Below are 22,073 nucleotides of genomic sequence, written 5' to 3'. Positions count from 1 at the left end.
GAGTGTGGCCGGTGCCACACGTCGCGGTATGGGTTGCGGTACTCAGATCCGTGGTGAGTACGCCCGGGTGCCCGCAGACTGCGGATATGGACTGGAGTCGTTACCGCTTTCGCACCGTGTGGGACCTGGCCGCCCCGCCCGCCGCCGTGTACGCCGCGCTGGAGCGCGCCGAGGACTACCCGCTGTGGTGGCCGCAGGTGCGGCAGGTGACCCCGGTCGACGACCGCACCGGCACCGCGCGGTTCCGCTCGCTCCTCCCGTACGACTTCGTCGTCACCGTCGTCGAGCGGCGGCGCGACCCGGCGGCCGGGGTGCTGGAGGCGGCCATGACCGGGGATCTCGAAGGGTGGGCGCGCTGGACGGTGACGGCGCGCGGCGCGGGCACGCGCGCCCTCTACGAGCAGGAAGTGGAGGTGCGAAAGCCGCTGGTGCGACGGCTCGCCGTACCGGGGCGCCCCTTCTTCATCGCCAATCACGCGCTGATGATGCGAGGCGGGCGACGCGGTCTCGCCGCCCTGCTCGCGGTTTGAAGGAAACCCGCGGAGCCCTGTATGGTTCAGTGCGTTCCCGGGCGATTAGCTCAGTGGGAGAGCGCTTCGTTCACACCGAAGAGGTCACTGGTTCGAAACCAGTATCGCCCACCGGGAAAGGCCGGTCCGTCAATCACGGACCGGCCTTCGCGCGTCCCGCTCAGGCCGCGGCCGGCAGATCGGGCCGCAGCGGCCAGGCCGGATCCACCGACTCCTCCGAGCCGTTGCGCGTGAACCACGCCTGCAGTCCGCGCGCCTGCGCCGCGTGCCACACCGCCTGAAGAGTGTGCAGCTCGCCCGGGGTGAGCCGCTCCAGACGCGCGGCGAACCGACGCCCCACCGCCCGTACGACCTCCAGTGACGCCGTCGCGTCGGCGGCGGCGTCATGGGCGCTGTCCAGCTCCACCTCGTACTGCATGCACAGGTCCGTCAGCGTGCGGCGGCCCTTGCGGTACCGGTCCAGATGCTTGTCCAGCACTCGCGGATCAAGCACGTGCAGCGGACGGCGATCCAGATAGTGCCCCAGGGACGAGGCTCGGTGCCGGCGCAACTCCCGGTCGAGCAGCGTCAGATCGAAGGGCGCGTTCATCACGACCACCGGTCGGCCCGCAGCGCACTGCTCGGCGAGAGCGCGCGCTATCTCCTCGACGACCGGTGCGGGCCAGCGGCCGTTGTGCTGCAGATGCTCATCGCTCAGCCCATGGATCTCGGTGGCCCCCGCGGGCACCGGAATCCCCGGATTGACCAGCCAGCGAGTGGCGCGCACCCGCATGCCGGGCGCGTCCTGGACGACGAGGGCGGCGGAAACGATGCGATCCTCCTCGACATCCACGCCCGTCGTCTCGGTGTCGAATGCGGCCAAGGAACCTTCGTACCAGCACGTCATGTCGGAACTCCTCTTTGCTGCTTCGGCAGATGGCGTGCGTCCCCTGCCCGAAACGGTGATACCCGGGCCGTTTGCGCTGTACGCAGGGAGGAGACAACACAAGTGACGGGGAGTGAAGTTGACGGCCCGTCAAAGAGAACTGATCGGTACGGCCCGGAAGGCACACGTCAGCCATGGCGCTCGCGCAGCCCGACCCGGGCGGGCTGCTGCCCGAGCGGATCGCACCGCTGCGCGGCGGACTCGCCACCACTGCCTGCATGGAGACACTTCAGGTGGGCTATCTGCACGCGGTCGCGGCGGCCGCGGGTTGCTCTCTCTCACAGCCGTTCCCGGACAACGGAATCGACTGGCACGTGAGCCACAGTGCTCCCGGGCACACGGTCGACGACGAAGTCACCATCAAGGTGCAGCTCAAGTGCACGTACCAGATCCCGCCCCGCCCGGCAGGACCCGCTTTCTCCTTCGTGCTCGACAACCCGCATCTGGAGAAGCTGGCCCGCAGCCCGGTCTCGGTGCACAAGATCCTGGTCGTGATGCTCGTACCGAGGACCCAGGAGGACTGGCTGCGCGCCGGCCACGACCGCCTGGACCTACGGCACTGCTGCTACTGGACCAACCTGGCCGGACACCCGGTGACAGGCAGGCGCAGAACCACTGTGCGGATCCCGACCTCGCGGATATTCGACGACCGAGCCCTCTGCGAGATCATGACCCGCGTCGGGGTGGGAGGGAAACCCTGATGCACTGGCCGATCGACGAGCCCCTGCGGCCGCACCCGAGCACGGTGTCCGACGGCTTGGCCGCGGGCCCCGGAGTCTGGGGCGCGGGCGCCGGCCCCGAACCCGCCCAGGTGGACCCCGTGGTCCTCGGCGCGCTGCTCGAGCGGCACGGCTGGCGGCGGCGCGGTGGCGCGGCGGGCCGCTACGCGCGCTGGACCCCGCCGGGCTCCGCCGGTGGCGGCGGTACGAGTCTGCTCGTACCGGAGAGCAGGGCGTTCCCGGACAGCGGCGACCTGCTCGGCGAGGCGCTCGTCGCACTCGCCCGCTGTCCCGCGCCGTCCGCCCGTGAGGTGCTGGTCTCCCTCGCCGTGCCCAGTGACGAGATCCGCTGGCGGCGCGAGGTGCCGGACGGCCCGTCCGGAGCGGCCCCGTGGACCGTGCAGGAGCAACTGCGGTCCGCGGCGCGCCAGATGCTGCTCGCCGCGGCCCTCGCGGATCGCGAGCGCTCCGGGTACCACGGCGCGCGGCACCGGCGGCAGGCGCGGAAGGTGCTCGACGGCGTACTGGTCGGGCCCGCGCCCGGCGGGCGCGAGCTCACCGCGTTCGTGCCGGTCGAGGCGGGACGCGGCTCCGTCGTGCGGCTGCACCACGCGCTGCACGCCGCCCGCGAGGCCACCGACTATCAGCGGACGACGGGTGGCATGGAGGCCTTCGACGCCGCCGTCGCCGCGGGAGTGAGCCGGGAGCTGACCGAGGCGGTCATCGCGCTGGTGCACGGCTCGGAGGGCGCGCGTATCGCTCTGGACTGGTCGCCCGCCGAGGGCGTGCCCGAAGGGTGCGCGGCGTGTCCGGAGCCGGTGGAGTTCTCGCCCGGCGACCTGCCGGCGCTGCGCGCGGCGGGCGCGCGCTATCTGCTGGGGGAGCCGTCCGTCCCGGTACGGATCACGGGCGCGGTGGTGCGGATGCGGCGCTCGGGGCAGCGCGGCCCCGGCACGGTGCGGCTGCGTGTCCTGGCGGGCGCGGAGATCGCGCACGTACGGATGGTGCTCGACGAGGACGCGTACCGGACCGCGGGCCACGCGCACCTGGTGGGCCTGCCGATCCGGGTCCACGGGCAGCTGGAGAGCCGGGGCGGCTTCCGGCGGCTGACCGGGGCGAGCGAGGTGGTACCCGTGCAGGTGGACGAGGCGGAGCGGGACCGGCTGATGAAGTCGCTGCACGAGAACCTCGACTTCTTCGAGGAGGCGTGCGGCGGCGAGTGAGGGGCGCGCCCGGGGCGCCTCCCGAGGGCGGGGAACAAACCGTTTCGCGATGCGGCGCCGGGGCTCGTTAGGATTGGCCATCGCGCGCGCAGCAACTTATGCGCGGCCCCCTCAGTCAGGAGTGACCGGTGTCAGACGTCCGTGTGTTCATCCAACGTGATTCCGAGCGGGAAGAGCGGGTGGTGACCACGGGCACTACGGCGGCCGAGCTCTTCCCCGGTGAGCGCACCGTCGTCGCCGCCCGCGTGGCCGGCGAGCTCAAGGACCTGGCGTACGTCGTCGCGGACGGCGAGGAGGTCGAGCCGGTCGACATCTCCTCGGAGGACGGCCTGAACATCCTGCGGCACTCCGCCGCGCACGTCATGGCCCAGGCCGTGCAGGAGCTCTTCCCGGACGCCAAGCTCGGCATCGGACCGCCGGTCAAGGACGGCTTCTACTACGACTTCGACGTCGAGAAGCCGTTCACCCCCGAGGATCTCAAAGCCGTCGAGAAGAAGATGCAGGAGATCCAGAAGAAGGGGCAGAAGTTCGCCCGGCGCGTCGTCACCGACGAGGCCGCGCGCGAGGAGCTGGCGGCCGAGCCGTACAAGCTGGAGCTCATCGGCATCAAGGGTTCGGCCTCGTCGGACGACGGCGCGGACGTCGAGGTGGGCGGCGGCGAGCTGACCATCTACGACAACCTGGATGCGAAGACCGGCGAGCTGTGCTGGAAGGACCTCTGTCGCGGTCCGCACCTGCCGACCACCCGCAACATCCCGGCGTTCAAGCTCATGCGCAACGCGGCGGCGTACTGGCGCGGCAGCGAGAAGAACCCGATGCTCCAGCGCATCTACGGCACCGCGTGGCCGTCGAAGGACGAGCTGAAGGCGCACCTGGAGTTCCTCGCCGAGGCCGAGAAGCGCGACCACCGCAAGCTCGGCAGCGAGCTCGACCTGTTCTCCATCCCGGAGCAGATCGGCTCCGGCCTCGCGGTCTTCCACCCCAAGGGCGGCGTCATCCGCCGGGTCATGGAGGACTACTCGCGCCGCCGGCACGAGGAGGAGGGGTACGAGTTCGTCTACACCCCCCACGCGACCAAGGGGAAGCTCTTCGAGACCTCGGGTCACCTGGACTGGTACGCCGACGGCATGTACCCGCCCATGCAGCTCGACGAGGGCACGGACTACTACCTCAAGCCCATGAACTGCCCGATGCACAACCTGATCTTCGACGCGCGGGGCCGCTCGTACCGTGAACTGCCCCTGCGGCTCTTCGAGTTCGGGACGGTGTACCGGTACGAGAAGTCGGGCGTCGTGCACGGCCTGACCCGGGCCCGCGGCTTCACCCAGGACGACGCGCACATCTACTGCACCAGGGAGCAGATGGCGGAGGAGCTCGACAAGACGCTCACCTTTGTCCTCGGCCTGCTGCGCGACTACGGCCTGAACGACTTCTACCTGGAGCTGTCCACCAAGGACCCGGAGAAGTTCGTCGGCTCGGACGAGGCCTGGGAAGAGGCCACCGAGACCCTGCGCCAGGTGGCCGAGAAGCAGGGGCTCCCGCTGGTCCCCGACCCGGGCGGCGCCGCGTTCTACGGCCCGAAGATCTCCGTCCAGACGAAGGACGCCATCGGCCGCACCTGGCAGATGTCGACCATCCAGCTGGACTTCAACCTGCCCGAGCGCTTCAACCTGGAGTACACCTCCGCGGACGGTTCCAAGCAGCAGCCGGTCATGATCCACCGCGCGCTGTTCGGCTCCATCGAGCGCTTCTTCGCGGTGCTGCTTGAGCACTACGCGGGCGCGTTCCCGGCGTGGCTGGCGCCCGTCCAGGCGGTCGGCATCCCGATCGGTGACGCGCATGTGCCCTACCTCCAGGAGTTCGCCGTGAAGGCGAAGGCCAGGGGGCTGCGCTTCGAGGTCGACTCCTCCTCGGACCGTATGCAGAAGAAGATCCGCAACGCCCAGAAGAGCAAGGTCCCGTTCATGATCATCGCGGGCGACGAGGACATGGCCAACGGCGCGGTGTCCTTCCGCTACCGCGACGGTACGCAGGAGAACGGCATTCCGGTCGACGAGGCCATCGCGAAGATCGCGAAGGTCGTCGAGGAGCGGACCCAGCTGTAGCCCGGCAGTACGGCCGCACGTCGCGACAGGCCCCCGGCGGGGCGACTCAGCCCGCCGGGGGCCTGTCCTCGTCCTCCCGCGCGAACGTCTGCAGCAGCCAGGACGAGAAGGACCCCGTCACCGCCCCCAGCAGTGCCAGCCCGCAGCCCATCAGGCCCGCCGCCACCAGCCGCCCCAGCGGCGTCACGGGAGCCACGTCGCCGTACCCCACCGTCGTCAGCGTCGCGCAGGCCCACCAGGCCGCGTCCCCGAAGGTACGGATCGTGGCGTCCGGCGCCCCGTGCTCCTGCTGATACACGGCCAGCGAGCCGGCGAAGCCCAGCAGCAGCGCCGTCAGGCCCGCATACGTGATCACGCGCGCGTGCAGGCTCAGCCGGGGTCTCGCGCGGCGGCGCTGCACCGCCGTGTAGAGCCGCACCATGCGCAGCGGTCGCAACAGCGGCAGCGCCAGCACCACGGTGTCGAGCCAGTGCGCCCGTACGAAGCCGAGCCGCCGCCCGTCCAGCCGCCAGCGCACCAGATAGTCGAGGGCGAAGGCCGCCCACGAGGCGACGGTCACGGCCAGGCACACGCTCCGCCAGACCGGCGGCAGCCCGTGGGCCAGCACCTGGACCGCGTACGCGGCCAGAAAGAGCAGCGACGCCACGGACAGCGGGATCTCACCGCGCTGCTCCCAGCGCCGGGCCCGGCTGTCGGCTTCGGCGGCATGCTCGGCTTCCATCTCCGCAGCATGCCCGCGCACCCACGGCCCGCGCCCCGGCGACACGGCCACCGGGAGCCAAGTCATATGCTGCACTCCATGACGATTGAGCCGGAGCAGCAGCTCGGAGTGGGGATTCAGGACGCGTTCCAGCGCCTGTGGACACCCCACCGGATGGCGTACATCCAGGGGGAGAACAAGCCGACCGGTCCGGGCGCCGACGACGGCTGCCCGTTCTGCTCGATCCCGGCGAAGTCCGACGAGGACGGCCTGGTCATCGCGCGCGGCGAGCACGTGTACGCGGTGCTGAACCTCTACCCGTACAACGGCGGTCACCTGATGGTCGTCCCGTACCGGCATGTCGCCGACTACACGGACCTGGACACGGCGGAGACCGCCGAGCTCGGTGAGTTCACCAAGCGTGCGATGAAGGCGCTGCGTGCGGCCTCCGGTGCGCAGGGGTTCAACATCGGGATGAACCAGGGCTCGGTGGCCGGGGCCGGTATCGCCGCGCATCTGCATCAGCACGTCGTGCCGCGCTGGGGCGGGGACACGAACTTCATGCCGATCGTCGGTCACACCAGGGTGCTGCCGCAGTTGCTGGGGGACACCCGCAAGATGCTGGCCGATGCCTGGGTGGCCCGGCTGGACACCCCCTGACACCCGGTCCGCATCACGCGTCGTAGAGGTCCGCCTTCCTCGGCGAAGGGTCCTGGACCATGCCGCTGAGGATCATCGAGCGGTTGCTGAAGCGCTCGGTGTCCACGCCGTGGTCGTCGAGGACCCGGATGGCCGCCGTGTGCACCACGCGCAGCACGGGCGCGGCGGCCCGCATCGCGTCGTCGGCCATGAAACGGTGCCGCCACGGCTTCTCGGCCCAGGCGTGCCGCAGGCCGAACGGCTCGGGCAGGGTGAGCTTGCCGCCGAAGAAGTCCAGCAGCGGCGGGAACCAGGTGAGCGGTGCCCGCACGGCGAGGCGCACCACCTCGGTGGCGTCGACCAGCGGCAGATTCCGGTCGGTGGTCTCCCAGAACTTGACCGTCTTGCTGACCGTGACGGTCTTGGGTTTGGGCTTGGTGGTGAACAGCGAGTGCACCGGGCCCAGCGCGTGGCCCGTGACCTCGATGCGCAGCGTCTCGTGCAGCACGGTGACGGTGATCAGCATGGTGATCACCAACTGGCCGTCCCAGAGGGTGAACTGCACGCCCAGGTAGTGCCGGTTGCCGGCGCCGAACTGCTGCTCGTTGCAGATCCGCTGTATTTCGTGGCCCTTGATCTGGAAGGCGTCCACGTTCTGGCCGTCGGGCCGCGCCACCTCGGCCGCGTTCTCGCCGACCGGTGCGACGATCCAGTGGCGTACGGACGGGGCGGGGAAGCCGCCGGTGTGCAGCGGGCCGCGCTCCAGCATGCGGAGCTGGTCGTGGATGGCCCGTATGACGTCCCAGCTGCGGAAGCCGTGGATCTCCTTGCCGGCTTCCCGCGGGTTGAGATCCTCCGCGAGGTGCCAGCTGCCCCAGCGGGTGCCCATGCCCAGTATCCCCTTGGGGCCCGCGTAGAAGACCGAGTTGCTGTGCTGCTCGGCGGTGAGCTTGGCGAGCGACTGGCGCAGCTGCTCGGCGGCGGACTCGTTGGGGTCTCTGGGGACGGCCTCGGGGACCTTGGCGCCGACGCCGCTGCCGCCCTCAAGGAGGGCCAGCCAGCGCGCCCGCAGATCCTTGGCGGTGGACTCGCTGATCTGCTTCGCCCACAGCCAGCCGATGATCGGGGCGACGACCATGGCCCGCAGGTAGATGGCGGGCAGCCCGGTGAAGGGGAGCTTGACCAGGAAGATCACGGCGAGTCCGCCCGCGGCCACCAGGGCCGCGGTGGCGAGGGCGCCGGTCCGCTTGTCCTTGGAGCCGGAGATGGTGCGCCGCAGCTGGAACAGGCCCAGCCAGAGCAGCAGTCCGGGCAGGAAGACCAGGCCGAAGGCGACCGTGATGCCGGTGAGTTTGCTGTCGCGCTCCTTGCGGATGCGGGTGGCGGCGAGGCAGTGCTCGACGACGGTCTGCGGCTCGGTGCCGAAGGACTGGATGAGCGCCTTGCGGGCGCCGCCGAGCATCCGTACCTGCACGGCGCGCGAGAAGGCCTCGCCGAGGTTCGGCTCGAAGAGCGAGAGCCTGCCCTTCTTCACTTCGGACTTGTGCCACTCGCTGTTGGCCTTGAGGATGTCGTCGAGCGGGCTGTCGCGGTACGCGGCCGAGGCGAGGGCGTGCGTCGCCGCGGTCTGCCCCGCCGATCCCTGGAGCGGGATCTGCGCTCCAGGTGAGAAGTCGAATACGTCGTTCGCCACTGCTGCCCCCATCGCCGCACGCCACCGCTGTTGCGGCCTTTTCCCGACCACCGCGCCCCGCACACCAGCTGAGCTGGGATCACAGCGTATCCGGGTGTTCCCTGCCCGTCAGGGGACAGTGCAATGCCGCCCACCGCAAGGCAATTGGGTGGGCGGCACCCGCAACTATGCTCCCTTTTCTGCCTGTTCGCGCATCTTGCCCGCCAGCTGTGGCGGCATCGGCTCATGGCGGGCGTAACTGCGGCTGAACCGGCCGGTGCCGTGCGAGACCGACCGCAGGTCGACCGCGTACCGCCCGATTTCGATCTCCGGGACCTCGGCCCGTACGAGCGTCCGGCCGTGTCCCGCCTGTTCCGTTCCGACGACTCGGCCACGGCGGCCGGACAGGTCGCTCATCACCGGGCCGACGTAGTGGTCGGGCACCAGCACCAGCACCTCCGCGACCGGCTCCAGCAGGTTGATCCTCGCGTCGGCCGCCGCCTCGCGCATCGCCAGCGCGCCCGCCGTCTGGAACGCCGCGTCCGAGGAGTCGACCGAGTGTGCCTTTCCGTCGAGCAGGGTGATGCGTACGTCCACGAGCGGATAGCCCGCCGCGACGCCGCGCCCGGCCTGCGCGCGCACTCCCTTCTCCACCGACGGGATGAACTGGCGTGGTACCGACCCGCCCACGACCTTGTCGACGAACTCGATTCCGGTGCCCGGGGGCAGCGGATCGACCGCGATCTCGCAAATCGCGAACTGGCCGTGGCCACCGGACTGCTTCACGTGCCGGCCGCGGCCCGTCGACCTCGCGCCGAACGTCTCCCGCAGCGACACCTTGTGGGGCACGGCGTCGACCTGGACGCCGTAGCGGCTGCGCAGCCGCTCCAGGACGACGTCGCGGTGGGCCTCGCCCAGGCACCACAGCACCAGCTGGCGGGTGTCCTGGTTCTGCTCCAGACGCATCGTCGGGTCCTCCGCGACCAGCCGCGAGAGGCCCTGGGAGAGCTTGTCCTCGTCCGGTTTGCTGTGCGCCTCGATGGCCAGCGGCAACAGCGGGTCGGGCATGCTCCAGGCCTCCATCAGCAACGGGTTGTCCTTCGCGGACAGGGTGTCGCCGGTTTCGGCGCGGGTCAGTTTCGCGACGCACGCGATGTCGCCCGCGATGCAGTGGGTGAGGGTGCGCTGATGTTTGCCGAACGGGGAGGAGAGCGCGCCGACCCGCTCGTCGACATCATGGTCCTCGTGGCCGCGGTCGGTGAGGCCGTGCCCCGACACATGCACCGTCTCGTCCGGGCGCAGCGTCCCGGAGAACACCCGGACCAGGCTGACCCGGCCGACGTAGGGGTCGGAGGCGGTCTTCACCACCTCGGCCACCAGCGGCCCCTGCGGATCGCAGGTGATCGGCGGGCGGGAGCCGCCCTGCGGGGTGGTGACCTCGGGCGCCTCGCCCTCCAGTGGGGTCGGGAAGCCGCCGGTGATCAGTTCGAGCAGCTCGATCGTGCCGAGGCCCTCGCGGGCCCCCTCGGGCGCGGGCGCGGCGGCCAGCACCGGATGGAAGGTGCCGCGCGCGACGGCCCGCTCCAGGTCGTCGACCAGGGTCCGGTAGTCGATCTCCTCGCCGTCGAGATAGCGGTCCATGAGGGTCTCGTCCTCGCTCTCGGCGATGATCCCCTCGATGAGCCGGTTGCGGGCCTCCTCGATCCGCGGCAGTTGGTCCTCGTCCGGCGGGGTCTCCTTGCGCTCCCCGGAGGAGTAGTCGAATACCCGCTGCGAGAGCAGCCCGACCAGTCCGTCCACCGGGGCGTGCCCGTCGGCTCCCGTGGTCCCGTACAGCGGGATGTACAGCGGCAGTACGGCGTCGGGGTCGTCGCCGCCGAAGGCCTGCGCGCAGGTCCGCGTCATGGCGTCGAAGTCGGACCTGGCCGCTTCGAGGTGGGTGAGGACGATGGCCCGCGGCATCCCCACCGCGGCGCACTCCTCCCACACCATCCGGGTCGCGCCGTCCACCCCGTCCGACGCGGAGACAACGAAGAGGGCCGCGTCCGCTGCCCGCAGACCGGCCCGAAGCTCCCCGACGAAGTCCGCGTATCCGGGAGTGTCCAGCAAATTGATCTTGATGCCACCCCAGTCGACGGGGACCAGCGACAGCTGGACCGACCGTCCCTGCCGGTGTTCGATCTCGTCGTAGTCGGAGACGGTCGCGCCGTCCTCCACCCGACCCGCCCGGTTGACCGCTCGCGCTGCCAGCGCGAGGGCCTCGACCAGGGTCGTCTTTCCCGATCCGCTGTGGCCGACCAGCACCACGTTCCTGATGGATGACGGCCGGTCGGCCGCCGTTGCCCTGCCGGCGGCCCCGGAGTGTGCGTTCGCCTTGTCGCCCATGAACCTTGCCTCCCTGTTGCGTGCACGGTGAGGACAGAGGGCGCGGACCTGTGGGAGCCGCAGCGGCGTGGCGGCACCGGTGACGCCCGCGGTCTTTTGAGCTTTCCACTCCGGTCACGGTGCGTCCATACGTCGTACCGGATCGTCGGCAGGCCGGTGCCCCGGCGGTGGCGCCGCGCGGTCGTGGCTACGATGGGCCAGCCGGCGGCCACAGGGGCCGCACCGGCCACCGACCGTCGGGAAGGCCATGCTGAACAAGTACGCGCGTGCATTCTTCACGCGTGTCCTCACACCGTTTGCCGCATTTCTGCTCCGGCGCGGGGTGAGCCCGGACGCGGTCACCCTCATCGGAACGGCCGGAGTGATGGCGGGCGCACTGGTCTTCTTCCCCAGGGGAGAGTTCTTCTGGGGCACGATCGTCATCACGCTCTTCGTCTTCTCCGACCTCGTCGACGGCAACATGGCGCGGCAGGCGGGCGTTTCGAGCCGCTGGGGCGCTTTCCTCGACTCCACGCTCGACCGGGTCGCCGATTCGGCCGTCTTCGGCGGGATCGCGCTCTGGTACGCGGGCTCCGGCGACAACAACGTGCTGTGCGCCGTCGCCATCTTCTGCCTGGCCAGCGGCCAGGTCGTCTCCTACACCAAGGCACGCGGCGAATCGATCGGCCTGCCGGTCGCCGTCAACGGTCTCGTGGAGCGGGCCGAGCGGCTCGTCATCACCCTCGTCGCCGCAGGCCTCGCGGGGCTGCACAACTTCGGGGTGCCGGGCATCGACATCCTGCTGCCGATCGCCCTGTGGGCCGTCGCGGTGGGCAGCCTGGTGACCCTCGGGCAGCGCGTCGTGACCGTGCGCCGGGAGTCCGCCGAGGCGGACGCCGCCGCGGCCACCGGGAGCGAGGCGACCTCATGAGCGGTCTGAGCGATATGAAGGACCGGCTGGCCGGTTCGCTGTACGGGCTCGGCTGGGCCACCGTCAAGAAGCTTCCCGAGCCGGTGTCCGTCGCCCTCGGGCGCAGGATCGCCGACACGGCGTGGAAGCGACGCGGCAAGAGCGTGCTGCGGCTGGAGTCCAACCTCGCCCGGGTGGTGCCCGACGCGGGCCCCGAGCGCCTTGCCGCGCTGTCCCGGGCGGGTATGCGCTCGTACATGCGCTACTGGATGGAGTCGTTCCGGCTGCCTGCCTGGAGCAAGCAGCGGATCGGCACCGATGTGCAGATCAAGGACGTCCACCACCTGGAGGACGGCCTCGCGGCCGGCCGGGGCGTAGTCGTCGCACTGCCGCACCTGGCCAACTGGGACCTGGCGGGCGCCTGGGCCACCACCCAGGTCGGAGTGCCCTTCACCACGGTCGCCGAGCGCCTCAAGCCCGAGACGCTCTACGACCGGTTCGTCGCGTACCGGGAGGGTCTCGGCATGGAGGTCCTCCCGCACACCGGCGGCAGCGCCTTCGGGACGCTCGCCCGGCGGCTGCGGTCGGGCGGCCTGGTCTGCCTGGTCGCGGACCGTGACCTGTCCTCCTCGGGTGTGGAGGTGCAGTTCTTCGGCGAGAGCGCGCGGATGCCCGCGGGCCCGGCGATGCTCGCCCAGCACACCGGCGCGGCCCTGCTGCCGGTGACGCTCTGGTATGACGGAACGATCATGCGTGGCCGGATTCACCCTCCGGTGGATGTCCCCGAAGCAGGGACCCGGGCGGAGAAGACGTCCGGTATGACGCAGGCGATGGCCGATGTCTTCGCCGCCGGAATCGCCGACCACCCGGAGGACTGGCACATGTTGCAACGGCTGTGGCTCGCGGACCTGTCCGACGAGGCCGGGGAGCGCGCGTGAAGATCGGCATTGTCTGCCCGTACTCGTGGGACGTGCCGGGCGGCGTCCAATTCCACATCCGCGACCTGGCAGAGCACCTGATCGGGCTCGGCCACGAGGTCTCCGTACTGGCCCCCGCGGACGACGAGACCGTGGTGCCGCCGTACGTCGTGGCGGCCGGCCGGGCCATTCCGGTGCGGTACAACGGCGCGGTGGCCCGGATGAACTTCGGCTTCATCGCCGCGGCGCGGGTGCGGCGTTGGTTGCACGACGGCACGTTCGACGTGCTCCACATCCATGAGCCGACCACGCCCTCGCTCGCGCTGCTGAGCTGCTGGGCGGCGCGGGGACCGATCGTCGCGACGTTCCACACGTCCAACCCGCGGGCGCGGCTGCTGGCGGCCGCGTACCCGATGCTCCAGCCCGCGCTGGAGAAGATCAGCGCCCGGATCGCGGTGAGCGAGTACGCGCGGCGCACGCTGGTCGAGCACCTTGGCGGGGACGCCGTCGTCATCCCCAACGGCGTCGACGTCGACTTCTTCGCGAAGGCCGAGCCCAAGCCGGACTGGCAGGGGCAGACCATCGGGTTCGTCGGCCGCATCGACGAGCCGCGCAAGGGGCTGCCCGTCCTCATGAAGGCGCTCCCCAAGATCCTCGCGGAGCGGCCGGACACCCGACTGCTGATCGCGGGCCGCGGTGACGAGGAGGAAGCGGTCGCCTCGCTGCCCAAGGAGATGCGTGCACGCGTCGAGTTCCTCGGAATGGTGAGTGACGAGGACAAGGCACGGCTGCTGCGCAGCGTCGACCTGTACATCGCGCCGAACACCGGGGGCGAGAGCTTCGGCATCATCCTGGTGGAGGCGATGTCGGCGGGCGCGCCGGTGCTCGCGAGCGACCTGGACGCCTTCGCGCAGGTCCTGGACCAGGGTGCGGCGGGCGAACTGTTCGCCAACGAGGACGCCGACGCGCTGGCCTCGGCCGCCGTACGCCTGCTGGGCGACCCGCAGCGGCGCGCGGAGCTCCGGGAGCGGGGCGCGGTGCATGTGCGCCGCTTCGACTGGCTGACGGTGGCTGCGGACATCCTGGCGGTGTACGAGACGGTGACGGACGGGGCGGCCTCCGTCGTGGCCACGGACGAGCGACCGGGACTCCGGTCCCGCTTCGGCCTGGCCCGGGACTGACCACTGGCCGCCCGACGCTCCCACGGGCGGCCGTGACCCCCGCCGGGCGTGACGGCGGCGATCGGGTGCGGAGCCCGCCGCGACATGCGACGGCGGCGAGGGCCCCGCTGAGGCCCGTAGCTCCGGGGTCCGCGCTCCGCCCGATGGCCACGCGGCCCCCTCACCCGGCGCCCGGGTCCCCCGGCCGGGCCGGGCCACCTCCCGCTCCCGGTAGCGTTGCGGCCTGTGACCGCAACTCTGATCTGGATCGTCGTAGCCCTCTTCGCGATTGGGCTCTACCTCAGCTGGACCGCAGGCCGCCTCGACCGCCTGCACGCCCGTATCGACGCCTCGCGCGCCGGGCTCGACGCCCAGCTGCTGCGCCGCGCCTCGGTCACCCAGGAGCTGGCCACCTCCGGCGTGCTCGACCCGGCCGCCTCGATCGTGCTCCATCAGGCCGCGCACGCCGCCCGTCAGGCGGAGGAGGACCAGCGCGAGGTCGCGGAGAGCGAGCTCAGCCAGGCGCTGCGAGCGGTTTTCGGCGAGAGCGCGCAGGTCGAGGCGGTCAAGGAGGTGCCCGGCGGCGAGGAGGCCGCCGGGGAGCTGGCCGCGGCCGTACGCCGCGTGCCGATGGCCCGGCGATTCCTCAACGACACCGTCGGCTCGGCCAGGGCGCTGCGCCGGCACCGCACGGTCCGCTGGTTGCGGCTGGCCGGCCACGCACCCTTCCCCCTCGCCTTCGAGATGGACGACGAGGCGCCGGTGGCGCTGGCCGACAGGCCCGGCACGTAACGCGACCTCGGGTCCCAGGCCCGCCACTGGCCAAAACGATCCACCGGGTCCCCATTGGCTCTTGCAGTGGACTGGTCGGCCGGGGTTGTCTCGGGAGTGCAGGAACCGCGGTGCAGTAATCCGCAGTGCAGAAACTCCCGCTACTTTTTCACCGAGTGAGGTCCACCCGTGTCCAGCACCAACACCCCCCAGGCCCCCGAGACCGGCACCGCGCGCGTTAAGCGCGGCATGGCCGAGCAGCTCAAGGGCGGCGTCATCATGGACGTCGTCAATGCCGAGCAGGCCAAGATCGCCGAGGACGCGGGCGCCGTGGCGGTCATGGCGCTGGAGCGCGTACCCGCCGACATCCGCAAGGACGGCGGAGTGGCTCGGATGTCCGACCCGAACATGATCGAAGAGATCATCGAGGCCGTGTCGATCCCCGTCATGGCCAAGTCCCGGATCGGCCACTTCGTCGAGGCCCAGGTCCTGCAGTCCCTCGGCGTCGACTACATCGACGAGTCCGAGGTCCTGACCCCGGCCGACGAGGTCAACCACTCCGACAAGTTCGCCTTCACGACCCCGTTCGTGTGCGGCGCCACCAACTTGGGTGAGGCGCTGCGTCGTATCACCGAGGGCGCGGCCATGATCCGCTCCAAGGGCGAGGCCGGCACCGGCAACGTCGTCGAGGCCGTCCGCCACCTGCGCCAGATCAAGAACGAGATCGCCAAGCTGCGCGGCTACGACAACAACGAGCTGTACGCCGCCGCCAAGGAGCTCCGCGCCTCCTACGAACTGGTGAAGGAGGTCGCCGAGCTCGGCAAGCTCCCGGTCGTCCTCTTCTCCGCGGGCGGCGTGGCCACCCCCGCCGACGCCGCGCTGATGCGCCAGCTCGGCGCCGAGGGCGTCTTCGTCGGCTCCGGCATCTTCAAGTCCGGCGACCCCGCCGCGCGCGCCGCCGCGATCGTGAAGGCCACCACCTTCTTCGACGACCCGAAGATCATCGCGGACGCTTCGCGGAACCTGGGCGAGGCCATGGTCGGCATCAACTGCGACACCCTCCCCGAGTCCGAGCGCTACGCGAACCGTGGCTGGTAGTCACTGATGCGCAGCAACCCTGTGATCGGCGTCATGGCTCTCCAGGGCGACGTGCAGGAGCACCTGATCGCCCTGGCCGTGGCCGACGCCACGGCCAGGCCGGTCCGGCGCCCCGAAGAACTCGCCGAGCTCGACGGTCTGGTGATCCCCGGCGGCGAGTCCACCACCATGTCCAAGCTCGCCTCTCTGTTCGGGATGCGGGAGCCGCTGCGTGAGCGCATCGCGGGCGGGCTGCCGGTCTACGGCAGCTGCGCCGGTCTGATCATGCTGGCCGACAAGATCCTCGACCCGCGCTCCGGGCAGGAGACGTTCGGCGGCATCGACATGATCGTGCGCCGCAACGCCTTCGGACGGCAGAACGAGTCGTTCGAGGCGACCGTCGACGTCGCGGGCGTCGAAGGCGGCCCCGTCGAGGGCGTCTTCATCCGCGCGCCGTGGGTGGAGTCGGTCGGCGCCGAGGTCGAGGTGCTCGCCGAGCACGACGGTCACATCGTCGCGGTACGCCAGGGCAACGCCCTCGCCACGTCGTTCCACCCCGAACTGACGGGCGACCACCGGGTGCACCATCTGTTTACCGAGATGGTCCTGGCCGTACGCTGACGGGATCCCGGTAGGATCTCTGCCGAACGCAGCAGAATTGGTGACGCGAAGGAGACAGGCGGATGTCCGGCCACTCTAAATGGGCTACGACGAAGCACAAGAAGGCCGTGATCGATGCCAAGCGCGGCAAGCTCTTCGCGAAGCTGATCAAGAACATCGAAGTCGCGGCGCGCACCGGTGGCATCGACCCCGAGGGCAACCCGACGCTCGTCGATGCTGTTCAGAAGGCGAAGAAGAGCTCCGTCCCGAACAAGAACATCGACTCCGCGGTCAAGCGCGGCGGCGGTCTTGAAGCGGGCGGCGTCGACTACCAGACGATCATGTACGAGGGTTACGGGCCGAGCGGTGTCGCGGTGCTCATCGAGTGCCTCACCGACAACCGCAACCGCGCCGCCTCCGACGTACGGGTCGCCATGACCCGCAACGGCGGCTCGATGGCCGACCCCGGTTCGGTCTCGTACCTCTTCCACCGCAAGGGCATCGTGATCGTCCCCAAGGGCGACCAGGCCGAGGACGACATCCTCGGCGCGGTGCTGGAAGCGGGCGCCGAGGAGGTCAACGACCTCGGTGAGTCCTTCGAGGTGCTCAGCGAGGCCACCGACCTGGTCGCGGTCCGTACCGCGCTCCAGGACGCCGGCATCGACTACGACTCGGCGGACGCCAGCTTCGTGCCGACCATGCAGGTCGAGCTCGACGAGGACGGCGCGCGGAAGATCTTCAAGCTGATCGACGCGCTGGAGGACAGCGACGACGTGCAGAACGTCTTCGCCAACTTCGACGTCTCGGACGAGGTCATGGAGAAGGTCGACGCCTGACCTCCCCCAGGGGAATCGCACACGGCAGCGGCGGGCCGACGGGACACACCCGTCGGCCCGCCGCTTTGTCACTGGTAGCCGATAGCCTGCACAAACAAGTGATCGAAGGGAGGGGTGACGTGCGTGTGCTCGGCGTGGACCCGGGGTTGACCCGGTGCGGAGTCGGCGTGGTCGAAGGCGTCGCGGGCCGTCCCTTGAAGATGCTCGGCGTCGGTGTCGTCCGTACGGCGGCGGACGCGGAGCTCGGGGACCGGCTGGTGACCATCGAGTGCGGCATCGAGCAGTGGCTCGACGAATACCAGCCACAATTCGTCGCCGTGGAGCGGGTGTTCAGCCAACACAACGTGAGTACGGTCATGGGCACCGCCCAGGCCAGCGCCGTCGCAATGCTCTGCGCCGCCCGCCGCGGCCTGCCCGTCGCCCTGCACACGCCGAGCGAGGTGAAGGCGGCGGTCACCGGCAGCGGCCGGGCCGACAAGGCCCAGATCGGCGCGATGGTGACCCGGTTGCTACGGCTCGACGCCCCACCCAAGCCGGCCGACGCCGCCGACGCCCTCGCGCTCGCCATCTGCCACATCTGGCGGGCCCCCGCGATCAACCGACTCCAGCAGGCGCACGCCGCAGCCCGCGCGCCGCGCATCCCCGTACGGAAGGCCACGCGATGATCGCGTTTGTCAGCGGCCCGGTGGCCGCACTCTCCCCGAACACCGCCGTCCTCGAGGTCGGCGGCATCGGAATGGCCGTCCAGTGCGCGCCGAACACCCTGTCCACCCTGCGCATGGGCCAGCCCGCGAGACTCGCGACCTCCCTGGTCGTACGGGAGGACTCCCTCACCCTCTACGGCTTCGTCGACGACGACGAGCGCCAGGTGTTCGAGCTGCTGCAGACCGCCAGCGGGGTCGGCCCGCGGCTGGCCCAGGCCATGCTCGCCGTGCACGCGCCGGACGCGCTGCGCCTCGCCGTGTCGACCGGCGACGAAAGGGCGCTCACCGCCGTGCCCGGCATCGGCAAGAAGGGTGCGCAGAAGCTGCTCCTTGAGCTCAAGGACCGCCTGGGCGCCCCGCTGGGTACCGGTGGGCACCTCGGCGCCCAGCGCAGCATCGCCTCCGGCCCCGCCCCGTGGGACGAGCAGCTCCAGGCCGCCCTGATCGGCCTCGGCTACGCCTCACGCGAGGCCGAGGAAGCCGTCGCCGCGGTCGCGCCGCAGGCCGAGGCCGCGCTCGCCGACGGCGTCCAGCCTCCCGTACCGCAGCTGCTGCGCGCCGCACTCCAGACCCTCAACCGCGCCCGCTGACCGAGAGATCCACACTCATGAACTGGGACGAGACCGGCCCCGACACCGACCAGCGCCTGGTCGACTCCGGCACCGACGGCGAGGAGCAGGCCGTCGAGGCCGCGCTGCGCCCCAAGGACCTCGACGAGTTCGTGGGCCAGGAGAAGGTCCGTGAGCAGCTCGACCTGGTCCTGCGCGCCGCCAGGGCACGCGGCGCCACCGCGGACCACATGCTGCTCTCCGGCGCCCCGGGACTCGGCAAGACCACCTTGTCGATGATCATCGCCGCGGAGATGAACGCGCCGATCCGCATCAGCTCCGGCCCCGCCATCCAGCACGCGGGCGACCTCGCCGCCATCCTCTCCTCCCTCCAGGAGGGCGAGGTCTTCTTCCTCGACGAGATCCACCGGATGTCCCGCCCGGCGGAAGAAATGCTCTACATGGCGATGGAGGACTACCGGGTCGACGTCATCGTCGGCAAGGGCCCCGGCGCCACCGCCATCCCGCTCGAACTGCCGCCGTTCACCCTCGTCGGCGCCACCACCAGGGCCGGCCTGCTGCCACCCCCGCTGCGCGACCGCTTCGGCTTCACCGCGCACATGGAGTTCTACGAGCCGTCCGAGCTGGAGCGCGTCATCCACCGCTCCGCCCGCCTCCTCGACGTGGAGATCGACACGGAGGGCGCCGCCGAGATCGCCGGACGCTCCCGCGGCACCCCCCGTATCGCCAACCGCCTGCTGCGCCGTGTCCGTGACTACGCCCAGGTCAAGGCCGACGGCTTCATCGTCCGGGACATCGCCAGGGCTGCCCTGAAGGTGTACGAGGTCGACGCCCGCGGCCTCGACCGCCTGGACCGCGCGGTCCTCGTCGCCCTGCTCAAGCTCTTCGGCGGCGGCCCGGTGGGTCTCTCCACCCTGGCGGTGGCGGTGGGGGAGGAGCGCGAGACGGTCGAAGAGGTGGCGGAGCCCTTCCTCGTACGGGAAGGGCTGCTGGCCCGCACCCCGCGCGGGCGGGTGGCCACACCCGCCGCCTGGGCACACCTGGGACTCGTGCCACCGCAGCAGGGGCAGGGCGGAAGCGGACAACCGGGCCTCTTCGGGGCGTGACGGCGCGGAGGGTGGCCGGGGCAGGAACCACGGTGCCATGCTGGGCGTTGTTCCATTGATGCGGACTCGCTTAGACTCCGCCGATGCCGCCCTTCCAGGTCGGCACGCCCACCCCCGTATATCAGGCCGCCCATCTGTGCGGTCGTGCGAAGGAAGTTCCGTCCCGTGAGTATCGTGACCCTCCTCCCCTTCATCGTGCTCATCGGGGCCATGTTCCTGATGACCCGGTCCGCCAAGAAGAAGCAGCAGGCGGCTGCGCAGATGCGCAACGAGATGCAGCCCGGCACCGGCATCCGGACGATCGGTGGCATGTACGCCACGGTCAAGGAGGTGCACGACGACACGATCCTCCTTGAGGTCGCCCCCGGCGTGCACGCCCTCTACGCGAAGAACTCGGTCGGTGCGGTCCTCCCGGACGAGGAGTACAACCGCATCGTCCACGGTGACCCCGCCATCGAGGCCGACAGCCCGGTCGTGCCGGACGACGCCTCCTCGCTGACCGACTCCTCGGACGACGACGTCGCGCACATCGACCTCAGCAAGAAGCCCGAGACGGACGACGCCGAAGCGGTCGCGGTCACCGACGAGCCGGTTGTCGACGAGCCGAAGGATAAGAAGGCCGACGGCGAGGACGACGCGAAGAAGTAGTCACGTAGGGGGACCGTGGAGCGCCCACCGGCGTACCCCGGTCCCCGGATCGTGTCGACTTCCGCGGGGCAGTGCCTCACACACTTCGTGGCCGTCCGAGCGCTCACCCGGCGCGGGGCGGTTGGACAGGGAGAAACGAAAAGGTGGCAGCACCGAAGAAGGGCCGTAGGCCCGCGGGGGCTCCGGGGAGGCCAGGGCGCGCCCTGGGCCTGATTCTGGTCCTCATGGTCGCGCTCATCGGCGGAATGTTCTGGTCGGGCGAGACCACGCCGCGCCTGGGCATCGACCTCGCCGGCGGTACGAGCATCACGCTCAAGGCCCAGAGCGAGCCCGGCAAGCCCAACGCGGTCAACAAGACCAACATGGACACCGCCGTCAGCATCATCGACAGCCGTGTCAATGGTCTGGGTGTTTCCGAGGCCGAGGTACAGACCCAGGGCACCGACAATATTGTTGTCAACATCCCCAAGGGAACGAACGAACGCCAGGCCCGGGAGCAGGTCGGTACGACCGCCCAGCTCTACTTCCGGCCCGTGCTGACGCTCGACGCCGGTGTCCCCGCACCCAAGCCCTCGGGCAGCCCGTCGCCGGGTGCCACGCCCGGCGACAAGGACAAGCCCGCGGAGAAGGACAAGGCGACGGACGGCAAGTCGTCGCCGACCGCGAGCCCGTCGTCCACGACGCAGGGCCGCGCCGTCCCGGAGGCGCTCAAGAAGGACGAGACGCCGACCCCCAAGGCCGACGAATCCAAGGCCCCCAAGCCGACCGGCACACCTCCCGCCGACCCCGCGGCCGCCGCGCTGGGGAAGAAGTTCACCGCCCTGAACTGCTCCGACGATGTCGCGCGGAACAAGGCCGGGAAGGGCGTCAAGCCCGAGGACCCCACAGTCGCCTGTGGCAAGAACAGTCAGGACCAGTGGGAGAAGTACATCCTGGGCCCGGCCGCCGTCAACGGTAAGGACGTCGACGACGCCAGCGCCGAGCTGGACACCCAGCGAGGTGGCCAGTGGAAGGTGAACATGGAGTTCACCAGTGGCGGGTCGAAGAAGTTCTCGGACATCACCAGCAAGCTGTCGCAGCAGCAGCCCCCGCAGAACCAGTTCGCCATCGTCCTCGACGGCGAGGTCGTCTCAGCCCCCTCGGTCAACCAGACCCTGAGCGCCAATGCCGAGATCTCCGGCAGCTTCACCCAGGAGTCCGCTCAGGAGCTGGCGAACATCCTGTCGTACGGCGCGCTGCCGCTCACCTTCCACGAGGAGACCGTCACCACGGTCACCGCGGCGCTCGGTGGCGACCAGCTGAAGGCCGGTCTGATCGCCGGTGCGATCGGGCTCGTCCTGGTCATCATCTATCTGCTGGCGTACTACCGGGGTCTGGCGTTCGTCGCGATCGTCAGCCTCTTCGTCTCGGCGGTCCTCACCTACTCGCTGATGACGCTGCTCGGCCCGGGCATCGGGTTCGCACTGAACCTGCCCGCGGTGTGTGGTGCGATCGTTGCGATCGGTATCACCGCGGACTCGTTCATCGTCTACTTCGAACGAATCCGCGACGAGATCCGCGAGGGCCGCACCCTCAAGCCGGCCGTCGAGCGTGCCTGGCCGCGTGCCCGACGCACCATCCTGGTCTCGGACTTCGTGTCGTTCCTCGCCGCCGCGGTGCTGTTCGCGGTGACCGTCGGCAAGGTGCAGGGCTTCGCGTTCACTCTCGGTCTGACCACCCTGCTCGACGTGGTCGTGGTGTTCCTCTTCACCAAGCCACTGATGACGCTGCTGGCCCGCACCGAGTTCTTCGGCCGGGGTCACCCGTGGTCCGGCCTGGACCCGAAGCGGCTCGGCGTTCAACCCCCGCTTCGCCGTACCCGTCGCGCCTCCGCCCCCACCGACCCGAAGGAGGCCTGA

21 protein-coding genes and 1 tRNA gene are annotated in these 22,073 nt (G+C 70.4%); 18 read left to right on the top strand and 4 right to left on the bottom strand.

Annotation, left to right across the window (positions count from 1 at the left end; translation table 11 throughout):
* The first annotated feature begins 86 nt into the window (after positions 1–86).
* Both ACLLJJ_RS05100 and ACLLJJ_RS05095 read left to right on the top strand, forming a co-directional pair.
* Positions 87–530 carry an SRPBCC family protein gene (locus tag ACLLJJ_RS05100; protein ID WP_434588057.1) on the top strand — a complete coding sequence of 148 codons (444 nt, stop codon included), beginning with the start codon at positions 87–89 and terminating at the stop codon, positions 528–530.
* A 39-nt stretch (positions 531–569) separates the two neighbouring features.
* Positions 570–641 (top strand) — tRNA-Val (locus tag ACLLJJ_RS05095).
* Positions 642–690: 49 nt separating this feature from the next.
* On the opposite strand, the gene ACLLJJ_RS05090 is transcribed toward ACLLJJ_RS05095, so the two are convergent.
* Positions 691–1,416 (bottom strand): 3'-5' exonuclease, encoded by a 726-nt coding sequence (locus tag ACLLJJ_RS05090; RefSeq protein WP_434588056.1) that lies wholly within the window; start codon positions 1,414–1,416, stop codon positions 691–693.
* Positions 1,417–1,589: 173 nt separating this feature from the next.
* On the opposite strand from ACLLJJ_RS05090, the gene ACLLJJ_RS05085 reads away from it, so the two are divergent.
* The 3 genes from ACLLJJ_RS05085 (at position 1,590) to thrS (ending at position 5,502) form a co-directional block, all read left to right on the top strand.
* Positions 1,590–2,156 carry a DUF4365 domain-containing protein gene (locus ACLLJJ_RS05085; RefSeq protein WP_283520674.1) on the top strand — a complete coding sequence of 189 codons (567 nt, stop codon included), beginning with the start codon at positions 1,590–1,592 and terminating at the stop codon, positions 2,154–2,156.
* Entirely contained in the window at positions 2,156–3,397 is a 1,242-nt protein-coding gene (locus ACLLJJ_RS05080) for a hypothetical protein (protein WP_434588055.1), read from the top strand. Before ACLLJJ_RS05085 ends, ACLLJJ_RS05080 begins: the two co-directional genes overlap by 1 nt.
* Before the next feature lie 128 nt (positions 3,398–3,525).
* Positions 3,526–5,502, top strand: a complete 1,977-nt coding sequence (thrS, locus tag ACLLJJ_RS05075) for a threonine--tRNA ligase (protein ID WP_434588054.1) — start codon at positions 3,526–3,528, stop codon at positions 5,500–5,502.
* Between the two features lie 46 nt (positions 5,503–5,548).
* On the opposite strand, the gene ACLLJJ_RS05070 is transcribed toward thrS, so the two are convergent.
* Complete coding sequence (locus ACLLJJ_RS05070; protein ID WP_434588052.1) at positions 5,549–6,223, bottom strand: potassium channel family protein; 675 nt, start codon at positions 6,221–6,223, stop codon at positions 5,549–5,551.
* A 66-nt stretch (positions 6,224–6,289) separates the two neighbouring features.
* Between ACLLJJ_RS05070 and ACLLJJ_RS05065 the strand changes: the two genes are divergently transcribed.
* Entirely contained in the window at positions 6,290–6,862 is a 573-nt protein-coding gene (locus tag ACLLJJ_RS05065; RefSeq protein ID WP_434588050.1) for an HIT family protein, read from the top strand.
* A gap of 13 nt (positions 6,863–6,875) precedes the next feature.
* Here ACLLJJ_RS05065 and ACLLJJ_RS05060 read toward each other — a convergent pair whose 3' ends face one another.
* Positions 6,876–8,546 carry a hypothetical protein gene (locus ACLLJJ_RS05060; RefSeq protein WP_434588049.1) on the bottom strand — a complete coding sequence of 557 codons (1,671 nt, stop codon included), beginning with the start codon at positions 8,544–8,546 and terminating at the stop codon, positions 6,876–6,878.
* Between the two features lie 153 nt (positions 8,547–8,699).
* Positions 8,700–10,898, bottom strand: a complete 2,199-nt coding sequence (locus tag ACLLJJ_RS05055) for an elongation factor G-like protein EF-G2 (RefSeq protein ID WP_434588048.1) — start codon at positions 10,896–10,898, stop codon at positions 8,700–8,702.
* A gap of 247 nt (positions 10,899–11,145) precedes the next feature.
* Here ACLLJJ_RS05055 and pgsA point away from each other — a divergent pair, with 247 nt between their 5' ends.
* From pgsA to secD, 12 genes are all read left to right on the top strand, one after another.
* Positions 11,146–11,808, top strand: a complete 663-nt coding sequence (gene pgsA, locus ACLLJJ_RS05050; protein ID WP_434588047.1) for a phosphatidylinositol phosphate synthase — start codon at positions 11,146–11,148, stop codon at positions 11,806–11,808.
* Entirely contained in the window at positions 11,805–12,725 is a 921-nt protein-coding gene (locus tag ACLLJJ_RS05045; RefSeq protein WP_434588045.1) for a phosphatidylinositol mannoside acyltransferase, read from the top strand. Before pgsA ends, ACLLJJ_RS05045 begins: the two co-directional genes overlap by 4 nt.
* Positions 12,722–13,885 carry a glycosyltransferase family 4 protein gene (locus ACLLJJ_RS05040; RefSeq protein WP_434588044.1) on the top strand — a complete coding sequence of 388 codons (1,164 nt, stop codon included), beginning with the start codon at positions 12,722–12,724 and terminating at the stop codon, positions 13,883–13,885. The genes ACLLJJ_RS05045 and ACLLJJ_RS05040 overlap by 4 nt, the downstream gene beginning before the upstream one ends.
* A gap of 225 nt (positions 13,886–14,110) precedes the next feature.
* A complete protein-coding gene (locus ACLLJJ_RS05035) occupies positions 14,111–14,656 on the top strand; it encodes a hypothetical protein (protein WP_434588043.1) in 546 nt (181 codons plus the stop codon).
* Positions 14,657–14,824: 168 nt separating this feature from the next.
* Positions 14,825–15,733 (top strand): pyridoxal 5'-phosphate synthase lyase subunit PdxS, encoded by a 909-nt coding sequence (pdxS, locus tag ACLLJJ_RS05030; RefSeq protein WP_434588042.1) that lies wholly within the window; start codon positions 14,825–14,827, stop codon positions 15,731–15,733.
* Between the two features lie 6 nt (positions 15,734–15,739).
* Entirely contained in the window at positions 15,740–16,333 is a 594-nt protein-coding gene (gene pdxT / locus ACLLJJ_RS05025) for a pyridoxal 5'-phosphate synthase glutaminase subunit PdxT (protein ID WP_434588041.1), read from the top strand.
* Between the two features lie 62 nt (positions 16,334–16,395).
* Positions 16,396–17,148: a YebC/PmpR family DNA-binding transcriptional regulator gene (locus ACLLJJ_RS05020; protein WP_434588040.1), complete on the top strand. Its 753-nt coding sequence runs from the start codon at positions 16,396–16,398 to the stop codon at positions 17,146–17,148.
* Between the two features lie 119 nt (positions 17,149–17,267).
* Positions 17,268–17,813 (top strand): crossover junction endodeoxyribonuclease RuvC, encoded by a 546-nt coding sequence (ruvC, locus tag ACLLJJ_RS05015; protein WP_434588039.1) that lies wholly within the window; start codon positions 17,268–17,270, stop codon positions 17,811–17,813.
* Positions 17,810–18,442: a Holliday junction branch migration protein RuvA gene (gene ruvA / locus ACLLJJ_RS05010; RefSeq protein ID WP_434588038.1), complete on the top strand. Its 633-nt coding sequence runs from the start codon at positions 17,810–17,812 to the stop codon at positions 18,440–18,442. Before ruvC ends, ruvA begins: the two co-directional genes overlap by 4 nt.
* Before the next feature lie 17 nt (positions 18,443–18,459).
* On the top strand, positions 18,460–19,527 hold the full coding sequence (gene ruvB, locus ACLLJJ_RS05005) for a Holliday junction branch migration DNA helicase RuvB (protein WP_434588037.1): 1,068 nt from the start codon (positions 18,460–18,462) through the stop codon (positions 19,525–19,527).
* A 165-nt stretch (positions 19,528–19,692) separates the two neighbouring features.
* Positions 19,693–20,175, top strand: coding sequence for a preprotein translocase subunit YajC (yajC, locus tag ACLLJJ_RS05000; protein WP_434588036.1), 483 nt, complete (start codon positions 19,693–19,695; stop codon positions 20,173–20,175).
* 143 nt (positions 20,176–20,318) lie between these two features.
* Entirely contained in the window at positions 20,319–22,073 is a 1,755-nt protein-coding gene (gene secD / locus ACLLJJ_RS04995) for a protein translocase subunit SecD (RefSeq protein WP_434588035.1), read from the top strand.

Origin of the sequence: Streptomyces sp. A5-4 (assembly GCF_051131715.1) — a bacterium.
In the GTDB taxonomy this organism is placed as follows: domain Bacteria; phylum Actinomycetota; class Actinomycetes; order Streptomycetales; family Streptomycetaceae; genus Streptomyces.
The sequence above is the reverse complement of the archived record's forward strand: the minus strand, read 5'-3'. Positions and strand labels throughout refer to the sequence as shown.